At 73.7% G+C, this 7182-nt stretch carries 6 protein-coding genes; 5 read left to right on the forward strand and 1 reads right to left on the reverse strand.

Annotated elements, in window-relative coordinates:
* From ACWEPL_RS64570 to ACWEPL_RS64585, 4 genes are all read left to right on the forward strand, one after another.
* Positions 1–763 (forward strand): hypothetical protein (locus tag ACWEPL_RS64570; protein ID WP_452442892.1); only part of this gene is annotated, 763 nt, incomplete at its 5' end.
* Positions 760–2265, forward strand: coding sequence for a serine/threonine-protein kinase (locus tag ACWEPL_RS64575; RefSeq protein WP_452442894.1), 1506 nt, complete (start codon positions 760–762; stop codon positions 2263–2265). The genes ACWEPL_RS64570 and ACWEPL_RS64575, both read left to right, overlap by 4 nt.
* 31 nt (positions 2266–2296) lie before the next feature.
* Positions 2297–3313, forward strand: a complete 1017-nt coding sequence (locus ACWEPL_RS64580; protein ID WP_452442896.1) for an aminotransferase class V-fold PLP-dependent enzyme — start codon at positions 2297–2299, stop codon at positions 3311–3313.
* A 243-nt stretch (positions 3314–3556) separates the two neighbouring features.
* Complete coding sequence (locus ACWEPL_RS64585; protein WP_452442898.1) at positions 3557–5383, forward strand: rhamnogalacturonan lyase; 1827 nt, start codon at positions 3557–3559, stop codon at positions 5381–5383.
* A gap of 4 nt (positions 5384–5387) precedes the next feature.
* Here ACWEPL_RS64585 and ACWEPL_RS64590 read toward each other — a convergent pair whose 3' ends face one another.
* A complete protein-coding gene (locus ACWEPL_RS64590) occupies positions 5388–6473 on the reverse strand; it encodes a TetR/AcrR family transcriptional regulator (RefSeq protein WP_452442900.1) in 1086 nt (361 codons plus the stop codon).
* 112 nt (positions 6474–6585) lie between these two features.
* Between ACWEPL_RS64590 and ACWEPL_RS64595 the strand changes: the two genes are divergently transcribed.
* Positions 6586–7182: LacI family DNA-binding transcriptional regulator (locus tag ACWEPL_RS64595; RefSeq protein ID WP_452442902.1), on the forward strand; the 597-nt coding region annotated here is incomplete at its 3' end.

The following is a 7182-nucleotide window of genomic DNA, read 5'->3' on the forward strand; positions in this document are numbered from 1 at the left end:
CCCAGCGCTCCTTCCCCAGCTGCGGGAGGCGGCCGCGTTGCGGGCCGCGCTCGACCGGACGCGCGACGGGGCGGAGGTCCGTGCCGTCCTCGCCGAGGCGGCGGCCCGCGCGGCGGCCGTCGCGGCCGAGGTGCGGACCGTGCCCACCGAGGTCAGGTCCGCGAGCGGGCGCCGTACGCTGTGGGTGGCCGTCACCGCCGCGACCGCGCTCGTCGCCACCGTGGCGGCCCTCGCCATCGCCAGACCCGGCACCGCGACCCGTGGCTCGGCCGCCACCACCACCCCCGCCACCACCACCCCCGCGACCCCGAGCCGGTCCCGGACCGCGGCGGCGGCCCCCTCCCCCGACCCGTGCGCGGTGGTCGTCCCCACCGACCGGGTACTGCCGAGCAAGTCGTCCACGTGCTCCGTCACCGTGGACGGCGCCGGCGTCACGATCAAGACCCAGCCGAACGTGGACACCGCGCGCAAGGTGTTCGACGCCCTCCGCAAACGCCGGCAGTCGCAGACCGGCACCTCGAAGGTGGAGCGCGCGGTCACCACCCCCGTCAAGAACGTGCCCGGCCTCGGCGACGAGTGCTTCTCCCAGGACACCACCGTGGGCATCCTGTCCAGCGTGAGCAGCAACGTCTGGCTGCGTGTCCGCACGATGGTGATCGAGGTGTCCGTGATGGGGAACGGCTCCGCGGTCACCTCCGAGATGCGGGACACCGCCATGCGCGCGGCGCGCACCACCGCGGCCAGACTCCAGGGGAAATCATGAGCGGCGACCGCTTCCACCCGATCGGCCCCCTCGCCCAGGGCGCGCCCGGCCGCGCTCTGCGGGTGTTCGACCGCCGCACCGGCATGGAGGTGGCGGCCAAGCGCCTGCCGCTCCCGGAGGGCCGGGCCGGCTTCGACGAGGTACGTCGGCAGGCCATGGCCGCGGGGAGCCTGCGGCACCCGTCGATCCACCCCATCCACGAGGTCGTCGGCGTCGGCGCCGAGGTGTGGATCCTCTCCCCGATCGTCAACGGCTGGTCCCTGCGCGCCGAACTCCACCAGCGCGCCGCCCTCGGCCCGGCCGCGGCCGCCGCGATCGGCCTGCGCGTGCTGGACGCGCTGACGTACGCGCACCGGCACGGCGTCACCCACGGCAACCTGCACCCGGGCAACGTCCTGCTGGCCCCGGGCGGCCACGTGGTGCTGAACGACTTCGCCATCCCGGCCCTGGCCGCCGAAACGGCCGCCAGGCTGCCCGGCTTCACGGCACCGGAGCTCACCCCCGACGAAGGTGACGGGGTCGTGCCGGGGCCTGCCGCCGACCTCTGGGCGCTCGGCGCGATCCTCTACGCGGCGGCGCTCGGCAGGCCGCCCTTCGTCCGGGCCACACCCGCCGCCACCGCGGAGGCCGTCCGGCAGGGGATCGCGATCGAGGCGAAGGACCCGTTCACCGCCCTCCTGCGCGACCTCCTCGACCCCGACCCGGCTCGCCGCCCGGACGCGGCCGCCGTCCATGCGGCCCTGCGGGGCGCCGCCGCGCGGCCGGCCTTCGAGGTCGCGACCGTCACGGTCGGCGGCGTCGAGATCGTCGGCCGGCCCGTCCCCGCCGACGCCCCCATCCCTCCCCCGGCCCCGGCCAAGAGCTCGCCGCGCGTCAGGCCGGCCGCCCTCGTCCCCGCCGTGGCCGTCGCCGCGGTGCTGGGCGCGGGTCTCGCGCTGCTCGTCCCCGTCGGCACCACCGCGGCGCCCCCGGCCGCCGCCTCCGGCACGGGCCCGGCCGCCGCGCCCGTGCCGGACGACATCCCGCCGTTCGCCAAGCCCCCCGAACCGTGCAAGCTGGTCTCCGACGACCTCGTACGGGAGCTCGCCCCCTCGGCGGGCAAACCGTTCACGTACGTCAAGGGCGACTTCACCTCGTGCTCGTGGAAGAGCGACTACGCGATCCCGGAGGCCAAGCGCGGCGAGCTGTCCATCACGCTGAACACGCTGGACAGCGAGACGATGTCGGACGCCACGTTCGACATCTCGAAGCGGGTCGCGTCCCGGCTGCACACGAACTACCGCGAGGTCGACGGCCTGGCCCACGACGCGTTCACCTACACCGACGCCGCGACGAGCAGTCTCAGACGGTACAAGGTGACGTACGAGTTCCGGCTGAGCAACCTCCACGGAACGGTCGAGTACGGCCGCTCGGTGGGCGTCGACCCGGACGGCTCCATCGCCGGGAACGCCGGGAAGCTCACCCGCCTGGTCATCGGCCGGCTGCTGAAACGCCCCAACTGAAACCGGCGGCCGGCGACCTTAGGCTGGCCCCATGGACATCGCCTCGGCGCACGAGCTCTGGGACGCCGCCCCCGGCTGGCTCAACACCGCCTCCTACGGCCTGCCCCCTCGCCACGCCTTCGAAGAGCTCCAAGCCGTCCTCACCGAATGGCGGCACGGCAGCGGCGACTGGAAACCATGGGACGCCTCGGTGGGCCGTTCCCGCGCCGCCTTCGCCCGGCTCATCGGCGCGCCCGTCGCCGACGTCACCGTCAGCTCCACCGCCTCCCAGATCATGTCCACGGTCGCCACCGCGCTGCCGCCGGGCGCGCGCGTCGTGGTGCCGGAGATCGAGTTCACCAGCAACCTGTTCCCGTGGGCGGTGGCCGCCGAGGTCGAGACCGTGCCCGCCGACCGGCTGGCCGACGCCGTCACCGGCTCCACCGACGCCGTCGCCTTCAGCCTCGTCCAGTCCGCCACCGGGTACGTCGCCCCGCTCCAGGACATCGTGGCCGCCGCCCGGGCCCACGACGCGCTGGTCATCGCCGACGCCTCCCAGGCCTGCGGCTGGCTGCCGGTCCGGGTCGAGGGCATCGACGCGCTGGCCTGCGCCGCGTACAAGTGGCTGATGGCGCCGCGCGGGGCCGCGTTCGGCTACCTGTCGCCCCGCCTGCGCGAGCGCATGCGCCCGCTGGCCGCCAACTGGTACGCCGGGGCCGACGAGGGCGGCTCCTACTACGGCCCGCCGCTGCGGCTCGCGCCGGACGCCCGCGCGTTCGACCTGTCGCCGGCCTGGTTCTCCTACGTTGGCGCCGCCCCGGCCATCGAGCTGCTCGACGAGCTCGGCGTCGAGCGGATCCGCGACCACAACGTCGCCCTCGCCAACCGTTTCAGGGCCGGGCTCGGCCTCGAACCGTCCGACTCGGCCATCGTCTCCGTGGACGCCCCCGGCGAGCGCCTGGAGGCGGCCGGCATCCGCGCGGCCGTGCGGGCGGGCAAGGTGCGGGCCAGCTTCCACGTCTACACCACCGCCGACGACGTCGACCGCGCGCTGGACGCCCTCACCTGACCCGGGCATGACTCGGCCGTGACAGCGGACCCTTGCGAGCGGGAGACGGGGCCGCTTTAATACGCCGGGCCGCGGACGCGGCGACCCCGTTTGCCGGCGAGGAGACATTGTGGCCATTTCCGCAGGTCTGACATTCGTCCCTGACATCCGCGGTCCCGGCCTGCGTCCGTTAACGCTAACACCCCGATGAAACTTTCTTTTTCGCCCATCGGGAAAGCGCTTACCAAGAAGGGAACCGAGCGAATGCGCTTACGACTGGCCGGCGCGGCGGCAGTCCTCGCCCTGGCTACGACGATCAGCGGCGTCCCCGCCCACGCCGCCCCGCCCACGAAGCAGATGGAGGACCTCGACCGCGGCCTGACCAGTGTCCGGTCCGGTTCGGGCAACCTCGTGTCCTGGCGGCTGCTCGGCACCGACCCCGACGGCGTGGCCTTCAACGTGTACCGGGGCTCGACCAGGGTCGCCACGAACCTCACCGCCTCCACCAACTACCTCGACAACGGCGCCGCCGCCGACGCCTCGTACACGGTCAGGGCGGTGGTCGGCGGGGCCGAGCAGGCCGCCTCGCCCGCCTCGCTCCGCTTCACCGGCGGCTCGTACCTCGACGTGCCGATCCAGCCGCCGTCCGGCGGCACGACGCCGGACGGGGTCGCCTACACCTACAACGCCAACGACGCCGGCGTGGGCGACGTGGACGGCGACGGCCGGTACGAGATCGTGCTCAAGTGGGACCCGACCAACGCCAAGGACAACTCCCAGTCGGGCTACACCGGCAACGTGTACGTGGACGCGTACCGGCTGGACGGCACCCGCCTGTGGCGCATCGACCTGGGCCGCAACATCCGCGCGGGCGCCCACTACACCCAGTTCCAGGTGTACGACTACGACGGCGACGGCCGGGCCGAGGTCGCGATGAAGACCGCCGACGGCACCAGGGACGGCGTGGGCACGGTCATCGGCAACGCGTCGGCCGACTACCGCAACTCCAGCGGCTACGTCCTGTCCGGCCCCGAATACCTGACGATGTTCGACGGCCAGACCGGCGCCGCCAGGTCCACGGTCTCCTACGACCCGCCCCGCGGCACCGTGTCGAGCTGGGGCGACTCGTACGGCAACCGGGTGGACCGCTTCCTCGCCGGCACCGCGTACCTGGACGGCGAACGCCCCTCGCTGATCATGGCCCGCGGCTACTACACGCGTTCCGTCATCGCCGCCTGGGACTTCCGCAACGGCACGCTCACCAAGCGCTGGACGTTCGACAGCAACTCGGCGGGCTCCCAGTGGACCGGCCAGGGCAGCCACAGCCTGTCCATCGGGGACGTCGACCAGGACGGGAGGGACGAGATCGTGTACGGCGCCATGGCCGTCAACGACAACGGCACCGGCATGTGGACCACGGGCACCGGCCACGGCGACGCCCAGCACCTGGGCGACTTCGACCCGGGCAGGGCGGGCCTGGAGTACTTCAAGGTGAGCGAGTCGGGCTCCCAGCCGTCCTCGCTCTACATCGACCCGCGCACCGGCCAGATCCTCTGGTCCACCCCCGCCAACGGCGACAACGGCCGCGGCGTGGCCGGCGACATCTCGACGGTCAGGATCGCCAGTGAGTTCTGGTCCGCCGCCGACGGCAACCTGCGCAGCGTCACCGGCAACAACGCCGGCCGCAAGCCGTCCTCGGTCAACTTCCTCGTCTGGTGGGACGCCGACCCGCTCCGGGAGCTGCTCGACCAGACCAGGATCGACAAGTACGGCACCAGCGGCGACACCCGCCTGCTGACCGCCTCCGGCGTGCACTCCAACAACGGCACCAAGGCCACCCCGTCGCTGTCGGCGGACCTGTTCGGCGACTGGCGCGAAGAGGTCGTCTGGCCCACCAGCGACAACCGCGCCCTGCGGATCTACGCCACGACCACGCCCACGGACCGCCGCATCTACACCCTGATGCACGACCCGCTCTACCGGGTGTCGGTCGCGTGGCAGAACACCGCCTACAACCAGCCGCCGCACACGAGCTTCTTCATCGGCGACGGCATGCCCACCCCGCCCAGGCCGAACATCTACGTCCGCTGACGCACTACTGGTCGGAGCGGGGGAGGGCGGGTCTGGTGACGGCCGCGGCGTGGGCGGCTCCCCGGCCGTGGGCGCGGGCGACGATCCGGCCCGCCTGGACGCGTACCGCGGCCTCGGTGGCGTCGTCCGCGTCCGGGATCCCGGCGGCCGAGGCGACGGCGGCGTGCCCGTCGAGGACGAGGTGCAGGCCAGGCCGGGGATCCGGGCCGAACACCCGGCGCAGGCTGCCGGCGAGGTCGCCGATCCTGAGCCGTACGAGCCGCCCCAGTTCGGCGGGATCGCCGGTCACCACGGCGATGGTGACGCGATCCTCCGGGCGGGCGGCGCGGACGGCCTCCTCGGCCGCCTCCAGCCGGCCCGTCCCCAGGACGGCGATCACGCCGTCGGCGTCGAACCCCGTCCGGCGGCCGGTGAGCTCGTCCGGTAGCTCCGCGGGCGGCTCCCAGGCGTCCTGGACGGCTCGCGCGGGGGTGACGTAGGGCAGGTGGGGCGGGTCCCACGTGTCGGCGAGGTCGAGGCCGGCCAGGTGCCGGCAGGCGCGGGCCACGTCGAAGGGGTCGCCGAAGCCGGGCGCCGTCTCGGCCAGGTGAGCGGCTCCGCTCAGCAGCGTGAGGACCAGCTCGGCCAGCCGCACCCGCCGCGCGTGGCCCGGCGCGCGCGGCTCCAGCGCGAGGGCGAGCAGCAGCGCCTCCAGCCTGCCGAGCTGCCCCAGCGCGACGCGGCCGGGTTCGTCGTCGAACACCCCGGCCAGCGAGCGCGACTGCAGCCTGCCCCCGGCGGACGTGTCGCCGGTCAGGGGCAGCCGTTCGAGCCACACGCGGGCGAAGGCCCCCAGCGCCTCGGCCACGCCGGACGGCGATGGACCCTCCTCGGCCGCCACGGGCCCGATCGAGCCGACCAGGACCGCCAGGTAGAGGGCGCGCTTGCTCGGGAAGTTCGAATAGACCGCGCCGCGGGTCAGCTCGGCCCGTTCAGCGATCCGGTCGACCTTGGCCTCGGCGTATCCGCGCTCGGCGAACTCCTCCCTCGCGGCCGCCAGCACAGCCGCTCGGGTGCGTTCCTGCTGCTGCGCCCGGGTCAGCCTGACCATCGAGCCACACTCCCAACATTCAGATGTTCACATCATCTGAATGATAGCGCTCTTGACATCGACGCGTACCACGGGCGAATCTGACTACGTAGTCATAACCCAGGAGCCGCGAGTGTCCGACGCCAGGCGAAAGCCCCCGAGTAGCACCGACGTCGCCGCCCTCGCGGGCGTGTCGCAGAAGACGGTCTCGCGAGTGCTGAACGGCGAGCCGTACGTCACCGAGGAGGTCCGCGAGCGGGTGCTGGCCGCGGCGCGCGAGCTCGGCTACCGCCGCAACACCGCGGCCAGGGCGCTCCACCTGGGCCGCTTCCACCGCATCGGGGTCGCCTCGATCGGCAGCTCGCTCTACGGCCCGGCATCCCTGCTCGTCGCCCTGGAGCGGCAGGCCAGGCAGGTCGGGTACGCGTTCGCGGTCGCCTACGCGGGCGAGGGCGCCGCCGTCACGAGCGCGGTCGAGTCCCTGCTGGCCCAGGGCGTGGACGCCGTCGTGATCTCCGACCCGATCGACGGGGACCAGGACCTGCGCGTCGACCCGGACGTGCCCGTGCTGAGCTTCCGGCCGATCCCCGGGCTCGACGGGCCGCGCGTGGTGGTCACCGGCCCGTCCGGCGTGGAGGCGGGCAGGCAGGCGACCGAGCACCTGCTCGGCCTGGGGCACGCCACCGTCTGGCACGTCGCGGGGCCGCACCGGTGGCCGGCGGCGCGCGAC

The sequence above is a fragment of the Nonomuraea sp. NPDC004186 genome (assembly GCF_053603495.1).

What these genes read in the sequence shown, in the direction of transcription:
- ACWEPL_RS64575 (WP_452442894.1), top strand. Translation starts at nt 760, where the DNA reads ATGAGCGGCGACCGCTTCCACCCGATCGGCCCCCTCGCCCAGGGCGCG.
- ACWEPL_RS64580 (WP_452442896.1), top strand. Translation starts at nt 2,297, where the DNA reads ATGGACATCGCCTCGGCGCACGAGCTCTGGGACGCCGCCCCCGGCTGG.
- ACWEPL_RS64585 (WP_452442898.1), top strand. Translation starts at nt 3,557, where the DNA reads ATGCGCTTACGACTGGCCGGCGCGGCGGCAGTCCTCGCCCTGGCTACG.
- ACWEPL_RS64590 (WP_452442900.1), bottom strand. Translation starts at nt 6,473, where the DNA reads ATGGTCAGGCTGACCCGGGCGCAGCAGCAGGAACGCACCCGAGCGGCT.